The sequence below is a fragment of the Paraburkholderia silviterrae genome (genome assembly GCF_004353915.1).
Classification (GTDB): domain Bacteria; phylum Pseudomonadota; class Gammaproteobacteria; order Burkholderiales; family Burkholderiaceae; genus Paraburkholderia; species Paraburkholderia silviterrae.
On the sequence record NZ_SMRP01000001.1, the window covers coordinates 201,990 to 217,023 of the forward strand.

The 15,034-nt window shown below is 65.3% G+C and carries 14 protein-coding genes; 7 read left to right on the forward strand and 7 right to left on the reverse strand.

Translation table 11 applies throughout. The features are described 5' to 3' along the window. Positions 1 to 17: 17 nt before the first annotated feature. Genes EYW47_RS01030 through osmF form a run of 4 tightly spaced genes read right to left on the reverse strand, consistent with a single transcriptional unit; the run spans position 18 to position 3,821 of the window. Positions 18 to 758, reverse strand: coding sequence for an ABC transporter permease (locus EYW47_RS01030; protein ID WP_133193031.1), 741 nt, complete (start codon positions 756 to 758; stop codon positions 18 to 20). Continuing rightward, positions 755 to 1,702 (reverse strand): ABC transporter ATP-binding protein, encoded by a 948-nt coding sequence (locus EYW47_RS01035; RefSeq protein WP_133193032.1) that lies wholly within the window; start codon positions 1,700 to 1,702, stop codon positions 755 to 757. Before EYW47_RS01035 ends, EYW47_RS01030 begins: the two co-directional genes overlap by 4 nt. After that, positions 1,699 to 2,880, reverse strand: coding sequence for an ABC transporter permease (locus EYW47_RS01040; RefSeq protein ID WP_133193587.1), 1,182 nt, complete (start codon positions 2,878 to 2,880; stop codon positions 1,699 to 1,701). The genes EYW47_RS01035 and EYW47_RS01040 overlap by 4 nt, the downstream gene beginning before the upstream one ends. Before the next feature lie 20 nt (positions 2,881 to 2,900). After that, complete coding sequence (osmF, locus tag EYW47_RS01045; RefSeq protein ID WP_133193033.1) at positions 2,901 to 3,821, reverse strand: glycine betaine ABC transporter substrate-binding protein OsmF; 921 nt, start codon at positions 3,819 to 3,821, stop codon at positions 2,901 to 2,903. Positions 3,822 to 4,115: 294 nt separating this feature from the next. Between osmF and EYW47_RS01050 the strand changes: the two genes are divergently transcribed. The 7 genes from EYW47_RS01050 to EYW47_RS01080 are packed head-to-tail and all read left to right on the forward strand — an operon-like array spanning position 4,116 to position 12,925. Then, positions 4,116 to 5,222: a porin gene (locus EYW47_RS01050; RefSeq protein ID WP_133193034.1), complete on the forward strand. Its 1,107-nt coding sequence runs from the start codon at positions 4,116 to 4,118 to the stop codon at positions 5,220 to 5,222. 18 nt (positions 5,223 to 5,240) lie between these two features. After that, complete coding sequence (locus EYW47_RS01055) at positions 5,241 to 6,071, forward strand: phosphate/phosphite/phosphonate ABC transporter substrate-binding protein (protein WP_133193035.1); 831 nt, start codon at positions 5,241 to 5,243, stop codon at positions 6,069 to 6,071. A 41-nt stretch (positions 6,072 to 6,112) separates the two neighbouring features. Continuing rightward, positions 6,113 to 7,483, forward strand: a complete 1,371-nt coding sequence (locus EYW47_RS01060) for an LLM class flavin-dependent oxidoreductase (protein ID WP_133193036.1) — start codon at positions 6,113 to 6,115, stop codon at positions 7,481 to 7,483. A gap of 31 nt (positions 7,484 to 7,514) precedes the next feature. After that, a complete protein-coding gene (locus EYW47_RS01065; RefSeq protein ID WP_377785220.1) occupies positions 7,515 to 9,158 on the forward strand; it encodes an ABC transporter substrate-binding protein in 1,644 nt (547 codons plus the stop codon). A gap of 17 nt (positions 9,159 to 9,175) precedes the next feature. Next, positions 9,176 to 10,141, forward strand: coding sequence for an ABC transporter permease (locus EYW47_RS01070; RefSeq protein WP_133193038.1), 966 nt, complete (start codon positions 9,176 to 9,178; stop codon positions 10,139 to 10,141). Beyond that, positions 10,138 to 11,025 carry an ABC transporter permease gene (locus tag EYW47_RS01075; RefSeq protein WP_133193039.1) on the forward strand — a complete coding sequence of 296 codons (888 nt, stop codon included), beginning with the start codon at positions 10,138 to 10,140 and terminating at the stop codon, positions 11,023 to 11,025. The genes EYW47_RS01070 and EYW47_RS01075 overlap by 4 nt, the downstream gene beginning before the upstream one ends. Next, positions 11,012 to 12,925, forward strand: coding sequence for a dipeptide ABC transporter ATP-binding protein (locus tag EYW47_RS01080; protein ID WP_205710000.1), 1,914 nt, complete (start codon positions 11,012 to 11,014; stop codon positions 12,923 to 12,925). Before EYW47_RS01075 ends, EYW47_RS01080 begins: the two co-directional genes overlap by 14 nt. Here EYW47_RS01080 and EYW47_RS01085 read toward each other — a convergent pair. Genes EYW47_RS01085 through EYW47_RS01095 form a run of 3 tightly spaced genes read right to left on the reverse strand, consistent with a single transcriptional unit; the run spans position 12,897 to position 15,029 of the window. Continuing rightward, a complete protein-coding gene (locus tag EYW47_RS01085; protein ID WP_133193040.1) occupies positions 12,897 to 13,811 on the reverse strand; it encodes an ABC transporter ATP-binding protein in 915 nt (304 codons plus the stop codon). The two genes, EYW47_RS01080 and EYW47_RS01085, sit on opposite strands and share 29 nt — an antisense overlap. A gap of 50 nt (positions 13,812 to 13,861) precedes the next feature. Next, positions 13,862 to 14,833 carry an ABC transporter permease gene (locus EYW47_RS01090; protein ID WP_133193041.1) on the reverse strand — a complete coding sequence of 324 codons (972 nt, stop codon included), beginning with the start codon at positions 14,831 to 14,833 and terminating at the stop codon, positions 13,862 to 13,864. A gap of 28 nt (positions 14,834 to 14,861) precedes the next feature. Further along, complete coding sequence (locus EYW47_RS01095; protein ID WP_165976451.1) at positions 14,862 to 15,029, reverse strand: hypothetical protein; 168 nt, start codon at positions 15,027 to 15,029, stop codon at positions 14,862 to 14,864. Positions 15,030 to 15,034 lie beyond the last annotated feature (5 nt).

Below are 15,034 nucleotides of genomic sequence, written 5' to 3' on the forward strand. Positions count from 1 at the left end.
CAGACGTGCCGGGGGCTTCAGACCGTCGGCGGCACGGGCGCCAGGACACGTGTGGCGAGCCCGAGCAGGTCGTACACGACGATGGCCAGCAGCGCGACGATCACGCCGCCTTGCAGCACGAATGCCGTGTTCGAGGTTTGCAGTCCGGCGATGATCACGTCGCCCAGACTCTTCGCCGCGACGGTCGAACCTATCGTGGCGGTGCCCAGGTTGATCACGACGGCAAGGCGCAGTCCGTTGAGGATGACCGGCAACGCTAGCGGCAGTTCGACACCGAACAGCCGCTGCCGTGCGTTGAGGCCCATCGCGCGCGCTGCTTCGAGCGTCGCCTCGGGGACCCCGGTGAGGCCAGCGAGCGTGCTCTCGAAGATGGGCAGCAGTCCGTACAACGTAAGCGCCACCAGCACCGGTTTCACGCCGAAGCCGAGCGCGGGCACAGCCAGCGCCAGCACGGCAACGGGTGGAAAGGTCTGGCCGATGTTCACGATGCTGCGTGCAACCGGCAGAAATTCGACGCCGGCCGCCCGCGTCACAAAAATCCCCGCTGAAAGGGCAAGCGCGACGCCTGCCGTGCTCGCCGCCGCAACGAGGCCCAGGTGGGCCAGTGTCAGCTCGAGCAGGCTTGCGCGGTTGTAGAGCACCGGTGCGCCGTTGTCCGCGAACGGCGCGAAGAGTGGCGCAACCCATTCGGGGCGCAACAGCAGCACGACGAGCGCGAGCAGCATGAACGCGCGCACGGCGATGGCGCCATGCTTCATAGCGGCCTCCTTGCGCGCGCAACGATGGCGCTCAGCGAGATGCGCCGCCGCGCAACACCGTCTTCGTCCGTGACGGGAAGCGACCCCAGACCATGCCACAGGAGTGCGCCCATCGCGTCGCGCAGCGTATCGGACGCGCTGACGTTCGTCCCCGCAAGCCCCCCTGCTTCGCCCGGCTCGGCGGCCTCGGCCACCGGCGTGAGCGCGAGCAGCCGCAGCGCGCGATCGCTGTCCCCGATCAGTTGCCCGACGAAGTCGGTCGCCGGGCGAGCGAGTATCTGCTGCGGCGTGCCTGCCTGCAACACGCGGCCGCGCTCCATCACGACGATCTGATCGCCAAGACGCAGCGCTTCGTCCATGTCGTGCGTGACGATGACGATCGTGATGCCAAGGCGCCGTTGCAGCGCCAGCAGGTCGTCTTGCGCCCGGGCGCGAATGATGGGATCGAGTGCGCCGAAGGGTTCGTCCATCAGCAGGATCTGCGGCTCGGCGGCCAGCGCCCGCGCGACGCCCACGCGCTGCTGCTGGCCGCCGGAGAGCGCATGCGGCAGCTTGTTGGCGTGCACGGCCGGATCGAGCCCGAAGCGCTCCAGCAACTCGCGCACGCGCGCTTCGATACGCGCGGCGTCCCAGCCGAGCAGCCGCGGCACCGTGGCAATGTTGCGCGCCACCGTCCAGTGGGGAAAGAGGCCATTGCCCTGTATCACGTAGCCTATGCCGCGCCTGAGCGCCACCTCCGGCAACGTGGCGATATTGGCGCCGTCGATACGCACCGCGCCTTCGTCGGGTGCGATCAGCCGGTTGATCATGCGCAGCAGCGTCGACTTGCCGCTACCCGAGGCCCCGACGAGTGCGGTGATGGACCCGCGCGCAATCGCGAGCGAGACGCGGTCTACCGCGGCGGTCTCTCCAAAGCGGCGGCTGACGTGGTCGAATTCGATCATGCGCGGTCTCTCCGTGCGAGTGCAGCGACTGCATCGAATGCGGCAGCGCCAAGGAATGCGAGGACGATGGTGGGAATCGCGCCGAGCAGCACGAGGTCCGTCGCCGACTGCCCGATCCCCTGAAAGATAAAGGTGCCAAAACCGCCGCCGCCGATCAGCGCCGCCACCGCGGCAAGCCCGACATCCTGAACCAGCACGATCCGCACCCCCGTCAGGATCACCGGCAGTGCGAGCGGGAGCTCCACCTGAACGAGCCGCTGCACACGCGTCATGCCCATCGCGGCGGCAGCCTCGGCGACCTGGGCCGGAATTTGCCGCAAGCCCGCCACGATGCTGGACACCACGGGCAGCAGCGAGTAGACGAAAAGCGCGGCGAGCGCGGGCGCCGTCCCGATACCGCGTATTCCGAGCGATGCGGCGAGCGGCACATGCGCGGCCAGCAGGCCGAGCGGAACCATCAGGAGTCCATATAGCGCGATGCTGGGAATGGTCTGGACGATGTTGAGCGCCGGCAGGATCGTCGCGCGCAATGCGGCAGCTTGCGCGCAGGCAATGCCGAGCGGTAGACCGACCACGAGGGCCAGGCCCACGGCGCCCGCCACCAGCGCGACATGGCGCGCCGCTTCCTGCCAGAACGAGTCGGCGCGCGCCGCGTATTCCTGCATGACCGACAGGCCGTCCCACCAACCGTAATGGCACAAGGCCGCCAGGGCGGCCAACGCGAATACAAGCGCGCCGAGCCTGCCAAGCGGCCCGATGCTCCCCTTCGCGGCGGCGTCGGTGACGAGCACCGCATAGGCGAACGCGAGCGTCCACGCGCCGCCCGCTGGCGCAACGCGTGCGAGCGGCGTATCGGCTCCGACGCATTGCCCCGGAACGTAGCCGAGCAGGACGGCCAGCGCGCCCAGCAGCAGCACGCCCACGCCGAAACGCCAGCCGGGCCGCAGCCGCAGCATCGCGAAGCCCGCACTGGCCGTGCCGATTGCATAAAGCACGCCTGCCTGCCACCCCGTAAAAACGTCGCCGAGACGCAAGCCGTGACCCGCGACGATGCGGTTCGCGCGAAACGTCACGAACGGCCAGGCCGTGAGCCCGAGCACGACGAGCGCCGCAACGAGGCAGCCGACGTTGTCGACTCCCGGCAGCCGCCACGCAATACCAGACGCCACGCCGCGCATACGGCCGCTCGCGCCCGGCGTCATTTCACGAAGCCCTTCGACTTCAGATAGCTGGCCGCCACGCCCGCAGCCGGCTCGCCATTCAATTGAATGCGGCTATTGAGCGTCTGCAGCGTCTTGAGGTCGAGGCTCGCAAACACCGGCTGCAGATAGCCAGCCACCTCCGGATGCGCCTTCAGGACAGCTTCGCGGATAACGGGCGCGGGCGCGTAGACAGGCTGAACATGCTGGCTGTCCTGCAGCACGACGAGGCCCGCGGGGGCGAGGCCGCCGTCGGTTCCGTAGACCATCGCCGCGTTCACGCCATCCGTCCCGTTCGCCGCGGCCTTGATCGTCGCAGCCGTATCGCCGCCCGAGAGCACGAGCAGTTGATCCTGCTGCAGCTTGAACCCGTAGGTCTTCTCGAACGACGGCAGCGCCGATGCGCTGTTGACGAACTCCGCGGAAGCGGCGAGCTTGACCTTGCCGCCCGTGCTCACCCACTTGCCAAAGTCGCCCAGCGTTTTCAGGTGGTACGCCCTCGCCTGCGAATCGATTACGGCGATGCCCCAGGTGTTGTTGGCCGGTGCGGGCGCTAGCCACACCAGCCGGTTCGCGGCGTAATCCAGCTTCTTCGCTTCTTCGTAGCCGCGCGCCGCGTCCTTCCAGACCGGATCGTCGGCCTTGTTGAAAAAGAAGGCCACGTTGCCGGTGTACTCCGGGTAGATGTCGATCTCGCCCGTCAGCAGCGCCTTGCGCACGATAGGTGTCGTGCCGAGGCCAATGCGATCCGTCACGGCCAGCCCGTGAGCCTTCAGCACCTGCGCGATCAGGTTGCCCAGCAGATTGCCCTCGGTGTCGATCTTGGAAGCGACGGTAATGGGCGTGGCCGCCCAGAGCGTGCCGGAAGCCAGCAACGCGAGCACAGCAGCCGAAAGCTGAAACGGGCGCGAATTCTTCATCGGTGAAACCACTCCTGCATTCGAAATTTATGGCAAGGCGCCATGAACCGGAAAACATAACCATTGCGCGCCGCCAGACCAACCAACGAATTCGTATTTGCTTATCGAAACACCTGTGAGGGTGAGCTTTGCGGCATGACGGCGACGCAAAGGCACGACGCTGCCCCGGCCATCTTCTGGCGACGGGAATCCATTTTCCAATTCGTTGTTTAGTCCACGTCCAGCCGGCCCGTATAGTCAACTTTCCCGGCTACCTCATACCCTTCGTTTTCCGAAAAAGCGGATCAACCCATAATGAAAAAACTGCTTCTCGCCACGACGCTCGCCTCCGCCACCGCTACCGCCGCACATGCGCAAAGTTCCGTCGCGCTCTATGGCATCGTCGAAGATGGCCTCGACTTCGTCAGCAACGTCCAGGGCGCCCATCTGACGCAGCTCGCCTCCGGGGTGACAGCAGGTAGCCGATGGGGTGTGCGCGGCACCGAGGACCTGGGCGGTGGACTTTCCGCGGTCTTTCGCCTCGAAAGCGGCTTCGATCTCAATTCCGGCAAGCTCGGCAGCGGCCTTGCGTTCTCGCGTAATGCCTACGTGGGCCTGAGCGACACCCGCCTCGGCACCCTCACATTGGGGCGCCAGTGGGACTCGATCGTCGACTACGTCGAACCGTTCACGCTGAACGGCAATATCGGCGGCTATTATTTCGCACACCCTAACGATATGGACAACACCGATAACGGGTTTCCCATTTCGAACGCCGTCAAGTACCGCAGCCCGACCCTCGCCGGCTTCACGTTTGGCGGCCTTTACGCACCCGGTGGCCAGGCGGGACGTTTCTCCGACAACGCGACCTTCAGCATCGGCGGCAATTATGCCGCGGGCCCGTTCGGCCTTGGCATCGGCTACCTGCGCATCAACGACCCCGGCGTCTCGACCCAGGGCTATCAGAACTACCCAGGCTTTACGAACGCCGTGTACGGCGACTACCTGGCTGCCGCGCGCGCCCAGAAAGTGTTTGGCGTAGGCGCGTCCTGGCAGATCGTGAAGGCGGTCCAGATTCTGTTCGACTTCACCAATACAAACTTCCAGCAAGGCAGTTCGGGCCACGACGCGACGTTCCAGAACTACGAGATCTCCACGCTCATCACGCCGCTGCCCGCGGTCACGATCGGCGCGGGCTACACCTACACGACCGGGCGCGACCACGCGACGGACGGGACCCCGAAATATAACCAGTTCAACCTGAGCGTCGAGTACGCGCTCTCGAAACGCACGAGCGTCTATGTCATGGGTGCATTCCAGAAGGCCGCGGGCGACGCCCAGGTCGCGCAGATCGCCGGCTTCAATCCCTCCGGCAACCAGAAGCAGGCGGTGGGCCGGCTCGGCGTCCGGCATGTCTTCTGACCGGCACGGGACGCACGTATGAAACGCTGGTTCGCCACCCTGCCGATGTACAACGTGACGCCACGGCACGGCGCCTTGTGGCGCGCGCTGCTGACGGATGCGCTGCGGGCGTTCGCGCAAGCCGGCGGCCCCGCCGACGTGTCGACGCTCGACGAACCGCCCGCCGATCTGATGCCCATGTGGCGCCATCCCGACTTGCTGCTTTCGCAGACCTGCGGCTACCCCTACCGGATGCTCGGTCTCGATCAGGCTGTGCGCCTCGTCGCGACGCCGATGTTCGATGCCGACGGCTGCGACGGCATGCGCTATCGCAGCGTGCTCGTGGTGTCCGAGGCCGCCTGGGTGCGCGGCGCGACGAACCTCACGGCCTGCCGCGGCTTGCGCGCCGCCTGCAACGGCCGGGACTCGCACAGCGGCATGAATGGGCTGCGCCACGCGGCAGCGCCGCTGGCGCGCGACGGGCGGTTCTTTGCCTCGGTGGTCTGGACAGGATCGCACCTGAACAGCCTGCGTGCGCTGGCTGAAAGCACGGCGGACGTCGCTGCCATCGACTGCGTCACGCTCGCGTTGTTGCGCGACGCCAACCCCGGCCTGTTGCAGGGCGTCAGGCCCATCGGCACGACGGCGAGCGCGCCGGGCCTGCCGTTCATTGCCTCACGTGAGCTCGGCGAGCAGCACGTTGCCGCCCTGTTCGATGCGCTCGACCACGCGCTTGCCGCCGACGGCGAGCGGGCCCGCGCGCTACGCCTGCGCGGATTCGCGCGGCCCGCGCATAGCGACTATGTCGTGATCGAGCGCATGGCCCAGATTGCCGCCGAATTCGGCTATCCCGACCTTGCTCAGCCTTAGGTCTTGCGTACACCCGTATCTTCTTCGAGGAGTCGCCTTTCATGGCATCCGGTCACATGATTCTGAGTGCATTCTTCTTCAATCCCCAGGGCGATCATCGGCTCTCGTGGCGGCATCCGTGCTCGCCACGCGCCGAAATATTCGATCTCGACTACTACCGCGAGCTCGCCCGGGTCGCCGAGAACGCGAAGCTCGATACGATCTTCGTCGCCGACCATGTCGCGATCTGGGACTCGGTCAAGAGCGGCGTCGCGCACTACGCGAATGCGCGCCTTGAACCGTTGACGATATTGTCGGCACTGTCCGCGGTCACGCAGCACATCGGGCTGGTAGCGACCGCCTCGACTTCGTACTACGAACCGTTCAACCTCGCCCGTCTGTTCGCATCGCTCGATCATCTGAGCAAGGGGCGTGCGGCGTGGAATGTCGTGACATCGGCCATGGATGAAGAAGCGCTCAACTTCGGGCGCGACGGCACGATCGAGCATGCGCACCGATACGAGCGCGCGGCCGAATTTATCGACGCGGCGACGGCGCTGTGGGATTCGTGGGAAGACGAAGCGATCCTGTTCGACAAGGCGTCCGGCCGCTTCGCGAATCCCGAACGCGTGCACCGGATCGATCACGCCGGCGAGCATTTCAGGGTACGCGGTCCACTCAACGTTCCGCGTCCGCCACAGGGGCATCCCGTGATATTCCAGGCCGGTTCATCGGAGTCCGGAAGAAATCTCGTGGCCGCTCACGTCGACGTCCAGTTTGCGATCATCCGCAGCATCGAAGAAGGCTTGCTGTATCGCAAGGACATGAACGAGCGGCTCGCACGTCACGGCCGGAGCCCGGACAGTCTCAAGATCCTGCCCGGTATTCTGCCGATCGTCGCAGCGTCGGCAGCCGAGGCCGCGGAGAAGCAGGAAATCCTCGAGTCGCTGATGCTGGACAACCTCGCGATCGACCTGCTTTCCGACGGCACCGGCCTCGATCTGTCGGCAGAACCGCCCGACGGCCTCCTGCCCGAGCTTCCCGACGAACGCACGTTCAATGGCGTGCGCAGCACGCTCAACAAGGTGCGGGGTCTTGCAAGCCAGCACCATTCGATCCGGCAAATCGCCCGCAAGCTCGCGAATACCGGTGCGGTGCCGATTGTCGCCGGAACGCCTGCCGAAATCGCGGATCAGCTCGAAGCGTGGTTCGTTTCCGGCGCCGCCGACGGCTACAACCTGATGTTCCCTGTGCTGCCGGAGGACTGGACGAACTTCGCTACGCAAGTGGTGCCCGAATTACAGCGTCGCGGGCTGTTCCGAACCGAATACGAACCCGGCACGTTGCGGGAGCGCCTGGGCCTCGCCCGCCCCGCCAATCGCTTCGCAGCGGCGCGGGACGAGTCTCGCGCAGTCCCGGAACATCGTTATTGATGCGGCATCCTTACGAAACAGGTGAATCTTGATCAAGCTCCCCAACCTCAACGCGTTGCGCAACCTGTCCGGCGACTTGTGGAATGTTGCCGTCGACGAGCATCTCGCCGGCCAGCTGAGCCGCCGGGACTTCCTGCGATACGCGAGCCTCCTCGGCGTCACGACCGCCACCGCTTCGGCGCTGGGTCTGCCCGGCACGGCCCGCGCGGCCGCCGCCAGGCCGGGCGGCACCATCCGCGTCGGCCTCGACCAGCCAACCGGGGCGATCGACCCGGTCACGCTCACGGACCCGCCTGGTATCAGCGTATTGAGCCAGGTCGGTGAATATCTGCTCTCGGACGACGCCGATAGCGGCCTGCGTCCGGCACTCGCCGTCTCCTGGCAAAGCGACAGCACGGCGAAGGAATGGACGTTCAGGTTGCGAAAAGGCGTCAAGTTTCACGACGGCCAAATACTGACGTCCAAGGACGTGGTGGCGACCTTCAACCGCCTCGTCGATCCGGCCAATGGGTCCGCCGCGCTGTCCGCGTACAAGGGCCTGTTATCGAAGGGTGCCGTCCGGGCCGTTGACGAGAACACCGTGACGTTCACGCTCGACGAGCCCAACGGCAATTTTCCCTTCTACGTCTCGTCGGATGTGGCCAACGCGGTCATCCTTCCGGCCAACTATGCCGGGAGTTTCGAGAAAACGTTCCCCGGCACCGGACCTTTCAAACTGGAATCGTACCGTCCAAAACGCGGCGCGAGCTTCGTTCGCAATCCAGACTATTGGGGAGAGAAGGCGTTGCCGGACCGTGTCGAAATCAAGTTCTACGACAATCCGCAAGCCCAGCTCATCGGTCTGCGCGCGGGTGAGCTGGACGTGATCCCGATCCCCAGCAGCGGCCCCGCGGTCGAGGCCATCGCGAACAATCCCGCGTTTCGCATTCTGAGCGTTCGCACCAGCAACTACGACGAGCTTCACTTTCGTACCGACGAGACGCCGTTCAAGGACAAGCGCGTGCGCCGCGCACTGGCGCTGACGATCGATCGCGAAGCGATCGTCAAGGGTTTCCTGAAGGGACGCGGCGACCTCGGCAACGACAGCCCCTTCGCACCGGTTTTCCCTTCGATGGACCCAGGCGTGCCACAACGCGCGCCGAATCTCGCCGAAGCCAGGCGCCTGCTCGCGCAAGCGGGCGTGCCGAACGGTTTCGCCGTCACGCTCACCACGGAGCGCGCCTACGAAATCCCGAACTACGCGGTACTCGTTCAGAACTTCGCGAAGCAGATCGGCATCGACATTACGCTGAACGTCCTGCCTCAGGATAGCTATTACGGCGCCGCCACGTTCGGTCACTCGAACTGGCTCGATTCGACGCTCGGCATCACCGACTACGGGCATCGCGGCACGCCGGACATGTACCTGAACGCCACGCTCAAAAGCACGGGAACCTGGAATGCCGCGCACTTCAACAATCCGTCCTACGACGCGCTGGTCAAGCAGTACTGTGCCGCGCTCGACCTCAAATCGCAGCGGCTCGCGGCCAACCGGATCCAGACGCTGCTGCTCGACGAGACGCCCGTCATCATTGCGTTCTTCCAGCATTACGCGCGCGTCACCAGCGCGAAGGTGCAAGGCGTGCGCTTTACCGCGAATTCGCTGTTGCTGCTCGACCGCGCGACGCTGACCTGACACGGACGGTGCAGACGATGACGATCCATCCGCTCAGCCGCTTTCTCCTCGCGCGCACGGGCCTCCTCGCGATCACACTTGCGCTTGCCAGCGTGATCGTATTCATGGCGTGCCAGATCTTGCCGGGCAACATCGGCAGGACGCTGCTAGGACCGCTCGCCGATGCACGCGCCGTTGCCGCGATCAACCATCAGCTCGGCACGGACCGGCCACTCCCGGTCCAGTACTGGGACTGGCTCGGTCATGCCGTGACGGGCAACTTCGGCACGTCGCTCGCGCTGCGCATGCCCGTCGCGCCACTGCTGATCGACGCACTCAAGCAGTCCGCATCGCTCGCGGGCCTGGCACTGGTCCTCATCGTGCCCGCGGGCATCGGCGCAGGAGTTTGCGCGGCACTGCGCGCGAATTCCCTGCTCGACCGGATCGTCGTGCTGGGCAGTGTTTCGCTCTCCATCGTTCCCGAATTCGTGACCGCGCTCGCGGCGATCATGCTATTCGGCCTGCGGCTCGGGTGGTTCCCCGTTGAAGGCTCGCCGCCCGATGGGGCTGGATTCTGGACCCGAATCGACTACCTCCTTCTCCCGACACTCCCGCTCGTGCTCGTCTACACCGGCTACATCGCGCGCATGGCAAGGGCCGGCACGCTCGAGGCGCTCAATAGCGACTACACGCGCACGGCGGTGCTCAAGGGCCTGCGCGCGCGGCGGGTCATCGTGTACCACGTGCTGCGCAACGCGCTGATTCCAACCATCACCGTGATCGCAACACAGATCGGCTACCTGCTGGGTGGACTCGTGGTCATCGAATCGCTGTTTCATATCCAGGGCCTGGGCAACCTGATCCTGAGCGCCGCAAAGGCACACGACTTTCCCGTTCTGGAGGCGGCCGTCATGACCATGGCGGTCGTCTACGCGCTCAGCGCGGCGGCGGGCGATCTGCTGCACGCGCTGCTCGATCCTCGAACCCGCCGGGGTATCGCATGAACGGCGCATCGACACAGCTTGAATCCGTGGAGAAAACACCCGCTCGCGCAACACGCCTGAGGACATGGCGTGCGTGGCCAGGCGCGCAACGGTTTCGCTCACCGGGCTTATGCATCGGCGTGGCCATCATCGCCTTCTGGGTGCTGTGCGCGCTGTTCGGCCCGGCTCTCGTGCGGTTCGACCCCTATGCGACGGATCTGCTCGCCACGCTTGTTCCCCCGGACGCCACGCACTGGTTCGGCACTGACCCGCTCGGCCGCGATGTTTTTTCCCGCGTGATTGTCGGTTCGAGAGACATCCTGGTCATCGCGCCGCTCGCGACGCTGCTCGGCGTGAGTGTGGGCACCTTCCTCGGTCTCGCGCTCGGCTACTTCGGCGGGGCACTGGACGCCATCGCCGGACGCCTGCTCGACGCGCTGATGTCGCTGCCGCTCATCGTGCTCGCGCTGATGACGCTCGCCGCGGTGGGGTCGTCCAAACTCGCGGTCGTCGTGGTGATCGGTCTCGTCTACGTCCCGCTCGTCACGCGCACCGTGCGCAGTGCGGTCCGTGCGCAGAGGACGCTCGACTACGTGGGCGCCGCGCGTCTCGGCGGCGCGAGCGCCCTGTCGATCATGTTCGTCGAAATCCTCCCCAACGTACGCCAACCGGTCCTCATCGAAGCGATCGTCCGGCTCGGCTATGCATTCTTCACCGTCGGCACGCTCAGTTTCCTCGGCCTCGGCATCCAGCCGCCGTCGGCAGACTGGGGCCTCGCGATTGCGGACGGAAGCGCCCTTCTGGTAAGCGGTTTCTGGTGGATCGTCGTGTTCAATGCCGCAGCCATCATATCGCTCGTGGTCGCGACAAATCTGATCGCGGACGGCTTTCATGCATTCGACTAATTTCATGGCCCACGCAAACCCGACCACGCGGGCAACCGCCCGTACGCCCACGCTGCTTCAGGTTGAAGGGCTCTGCGTCACGTATGCGCAAGAACACGGTCGCCATACCGCCGTGCAAAACCTGTCGTTCGATATCGCTCACGGCGAGGCGTTCGGGCTCGTCGGCGAATCTGGCTCCGGCAAAAGCTCGGCCGCCATGGCGATCCTCCGCTATCTGCCGCGGCATGCCCGCACCAGCGGCTCGCTCCTGTTCGAAGGAAGCGACCTGTCGACCCTGTCGCGAAAGCAATTGCGCGCCCTGCGCGGCGAGCGCATCGCAGCGGTCTATCAGCACGCAGGCGCCGCGCTGAATCCGGGCCTGACGATCGGGCAGCAAATCGTCGAGACGCTGAGAACGCACCGGCCAATGAGCCGCCCGGAAGCGCGGGAACGGGCAGCCAGCCTGCTCGCGCAGGTCCGGTTGTCCAACCCGCGGGCCGTGCTCGACCGATATCCGCACGAGCTTTCCGGGGGGATGCAACAGCGCGCGACCATCGCGATGGCCATCGGACTGGAGCCGGCGCTACTGATCCTGGATGAGCCCACGACCGCGCTCGATGCCAGCGTACGGACCGAAATCGTCGCCATTCTCGACGCGTTGCGCCGCGAACACCGAACCGGGCTGCTGCTGATCAGCCACGACATCGATCTGATTCAGCGCACCACCGACCGAATGGGCGTCATGCGCAATGGCCTGCTCGTCGAGCAGGGAAAAACCGGGACCGTGACAACCCGGCCGGCGCACGCCTATACGCGCGGGCTGATCGCGAGCCTGCCTCGCGGGCATGTCACGAAGCACACCGGGCGCCTCGCCACGTCCGACGACCGGCCCGATGTTGCAGTCGATCCGGATCCGCCGCGCGATGCAACTCGTCAGCCTCCGCGCACCGCCCTTCGCTGCACGGGAATCAGTCACACATACGGCACACATTCCGTACTACACAATATCCATCTCGAGATCGAAGCCGGGACAACCTACGGCCTGATCGGTGAATCGGGATCCGGCAAGTCGACGTTGGCGAAGATCGTAACCGGCCTCGTCAAGCCCACATCCGGAGCCATCGAGCTGTTCGGCGAGACGCTTGACGCGCGAGTCGAGTCGCGCACCACCGACGATCGGCGCACGCTACAAATGGTGTTCCAGTCGCCCGACACGACGCTTAACCCCCGTCACCGGATCCATCGCATACTGTCCAATCCATTGCGCCGCCTGGCGCGGCTTCCGCGCGTTGAGGCTCATCGTCAGATTGATGCGCTTCTGCGGGCGGTGCAACTTCAGGCCGAGCATCGATCGAGCATGCCAGGCGCGCTCTCCGGCGGTCAGCGGCAACGCGTGGCGATCGCACGCGCCTTTGCCGGTACACCGCGCCTGGTCGTGCTGGACGAGCCGACTTCCGCACTCGACGTGTCGGTACAGGCGGCTGTATTGAACCTGCTGAACGACCTGCAACGTCAGCGCGGAACCAGCTATTTGCTGATCAGCCACGACCTGAACGTGGTGCGCTATATGGCGGACCAGGTGGGCGTTCTCTATCGAGGTCACCTGGTCGAGACTGGCCCGGCTGAGCGTGTCTTTCAGGGGCCGAACCATCCGTATACACGGCTCCTGCTGACTTCGGCGGGATGCAAGGACCCTGCGGGGTCATCGCTTGCGCGTCGTGGCTGCGTGTTTGCCGACCGGTGCCCGATTGCCGACGCCAGGTGCCAGCAGGAGAGCCCCCCTGCACGGCGCGACGATGCCGGTCATATGATCCGGTGCTGGCGTGAACGAGCAGAACTCGAGGTGCTCACACCGACGATCCAGGAGGCTCTCGAACAATGCGTGGCGGCGGCTACTCAACGGTGTCATTCACGTCTGTGAGCCGGATCATGTGCGGACGGAGCTGCGCTTCGTCGTCTGCTTCGTCCTTGACAGGAGGATGGATAAGCGCGTCGAGGCGCGCGCGCGTCGCGAGGAACTCGGGCGAATTGAACTGCGCATAGCTGCGTGGGCGTGGCACCGGCACCTCGATCAACTCCTGCACTTCGCCTGGATGAGCCTTCAGCACGAGAATGCGGTCGGCGAGAAAAATCGCCTCGTCGAGGTCGTGCGTGATGAACAGGATCGTAACGTCCACGTTGCGCCAGATATCGAGCAGATGCGCCTGCATTTTTGAGCGCGTCTGCGCGTCGAGTGCACCGAACGGCTCGTCCATCAGCAGGATCCCGGGCCGGTTCGCGAGCGCGCGCGCAATCGCCACGCGCTGCTTCATGCCACCCGAAAGCTGATGCGGATACGCGTCGGCGAACTTCTCCAGCCCGACCAGATCGAGCCATTGCAGCGCCTCGCGTTCGGCCTGCGCGGCGCCCTGCCCGTTCATTCGCAGACCGAACATCACGTTCTTCTTGACCGTGAGCCACGGAAACAGCGTATAGCCCTGAAACACCATGCCACGGTCCGCGCCCGGACCGCGCACGGGCTGCCCCTTGACGCGCACCTCGCCGTCCGTCTGTGTCTCGAGACCGGCGAGTATGCGGATCAGCGTGGACTTGCCGCAGCCCGAGGGCCCGATCACGCAGACGAACTCGCGCCGGTGCGTCGTGAAACTGACGTCGGCAAGCGCGGTGTGCTCGCCCTGGGGCGTCGCGAAGCGCTTCGTGAGATTGCGCACTTCGAGAATCGGCTCGCGCGCTTTCAGGCGCTCGAAGCGCGCGCGTACCGCATCGGACTGGAGGAGATAGTCGGGAACGGTCTTCGGATTGAACATGATGCGGGTCCTGGAAAGTCGATGCGGCAGACGGCGCTGCCGGTGCGGGCTTACGCCTTCAGCGTGCGGTCCCATGGAAAGAGCTTGCGCCCGATGAATGCGAGCACGAGATCGGTGCCCAGGCCGATGATCCCGATCATCATGATCGCCGCGTACACGTTGTCGAAGTGCTGGTAGCGCGCCTGCTGCGTGATGTACCAGGTGATGCCCGAACTCGTGCCCACGAGCTCCGCGACGATCAGATACGTCCAGGCCCAGCCGAGCAGGATGCGCTGGTCGCGGTACAAATCGGGCAGGACGCCCGGCACCACGACGTGCGTGAGCAGTTTCAGGCGCGTCGTGCCGAGCGTCATCGCCGCTTCGAGCAGGCCGTATTCGAGCTTGCGCGTGGTGTTCGCAATGATGAGCACCTGCTGGAACAGCGTGCCGATCACGATGATGGCGATCTTCGGCGCGTCGTAGATGCCCAGCACCGCCACCATCAGCGCGCCGAAAGCGGGCGCGGGCAGATAGCGGAAGAACTCGAAGAACGGTTCCTGCAGACGCGCGAGCGCACTGTATGTACCGCAGACGATGCCGAGTGGCACGCCGATCGCCGACGACAGCACGAAGCCCCAGAAGATGATCTGGATGCTGTGCCAGAGGCTCTGGTGCAGCCACACGCCTTCCCGTGACGCAGGCGGCGTGGTGAACGCGGTATAGAACGCCTTGAGCACTTCATGCGGTGCAGGCAGATAGACGGGATTCGCCGGCACGCCCGCGGGCAGCGCGGCGTGCGACGCGCGCGCATGGGCGAGCTCGCCTGCGAACACGTCCTTGTCCACGCGCATGCCGGGCTGGAAGTAGTCCACACTGCCCGGCTGCGTGAGAAGCACCTGCGGATGCCAGACGAACGGCACATAGCTCACCACGCACCACACGAAGAGCGGCAGCACGAACGCGCCGATCCCCAAGATCCACTTGCCGCGCGGCGACAGCTCGCGCCGCACTGCTAACCATCCGGTCTGGCTGAATTCGGCCATGGTGTTCTCCTTCAACTGGCGATATGCGTTACTTCAGCACGCTCGTAAGCGACGGATATCCGAACCTCACATCGAGGCCGGCCTCCTTGAACCCGCCCTTGTCGATGGCCACCTGCCGGGCCACCCGGCCGGGCCACGCGCTATAACCGATGCGTAGCGGTGCGGCGGGTCCAGAAACGATGCGGACCGTCTTCATGGCAA